The sequence below is a fragment of the Burkholderia sp. APQ4-4ca genome, assembly GCF_057837105.1.
Genome location: NZ_JBYQCG010000065.1, coordinates 1 through 986, shown reverse-complemented (window position 1 = coordinate 986; position 986 = coordinate 1). Strand labels below are relative to the sequence as shown.

Genomic DNA, 986 nt, shown 5'->3' with positions numbered 1-986 from the left:
CGTGCTCGGATACGGTCCCGCATCCTCTGCTATCGGCAACACCAATCAATGGCTGGGCGGGTCGGTTGCCCAAGGCGCTGCTGGCCTGAGCATCGCACTGCGGGCGCGCTATGTGCAGACCAGCCCGCGTATCAAGTCGGGAACGGCAAACGCGATCGCAAACTTCACGATGAGTTACCAGTGAAATCGCGATCCCCTGCAAGTGACGATAGAACCCAGCAAGGGCTTTAACCTGGATTCGGGGAAATCAGCCTTGAGTTGAAGGCCGTTGAAACCTGCATTGCACGGCTTACTGATAGCTCATCGCGAAGGTAGCCGTTGCATTAGCGGTTCCACCCTTCATCGGCCCCACGGTTCGCAGATAGCGCGCTTTCGACGGAATGGACACAAGCCCATTACCGCACTGTGCGACAAACCATTGATTGGGATTAGCGGATGCGGACGAGTCGGATCCGTAACGGACAATGGCATCATCCGCTCGCCGGATTTCCACGCCGACTCCAGCCGCCGCGCTGGAACCGGTCGACGCCAGCGTCAGCACGCCACCGCGATTGCCCGGGCTCGCGGCATCGGTCATGGTTATAAACATTCTGGTCGACGCTCCTTGCGACCCGCCAAAACAGTCCAAATCGATCGAGAATGGTCTGAGGTCGGATCCACCGCTGGTCTCGAGCGACTTGGCCGAGACCGACCAAAGCGGTACGCCAATCACGTTGTTCCGTACGGGACAGGTCGGCACCGTAGGCTTGATCGGTAAGCCACCGGTCAAGAAAACGCGACGGGCCGCATATCCTTGATCGGGGAAATATGTTTGCCCAATCTGCCGGTTAAAACCCCTCCGGACGTGATCGGTCCCGTCTTGACAAGCTCGATCGTAAAGTAGGCCGAATCCGCCAGAGGCGCAGCTGCCCCATCGCAGTAGTCCTGCTGTGGCCACCATTGGGGCGCATTGATGCCCCCTGCGATTCGATAACCAACGCCCTCTA

The 986-nt window shown here is 58.9% G+C and carries 1 protein-coding gene and 2 pseudogenes; 1 reads left to right on the top strand and 2 read right to left on the bottom strand.

Going from position 1 to position 986, the window contains the following annotated elements; genetic code table 11:
• Positions 1-184 (top strand): annotated as a pseudogene (locus tag AC3IFE_RS04545) (fimbrial protein); the annotation flags it as partial.
• Positions 185-289: 105 nt separating this feature from the next.
• Here AC3IFE_RS04545 and AC3IFE_RS04540 read toward each other — a convergent pair.
• Both AC3IFE_RS04540 and AC3IFE_RS04535 read right to left on the bottom strand, forming a co-directional pair.
• The gene (locus AC3IFE_RS04540) at positions 290-712 is read right to left on the bottom strand and encodes a fimbrial protein (protein WP_179233464.1); all 423 of its coding nucleotides are present in this window, start codon (positions 710-712) and stop codon (positions 290-292) included.
• A gap of 53 nt (positions 713-765) precedes the next feature.
• Positions 766-986: pseudogene (locus AC3IFE_RS04535) on the bottom strand (hypothetical protein); the annotation flags it as partial.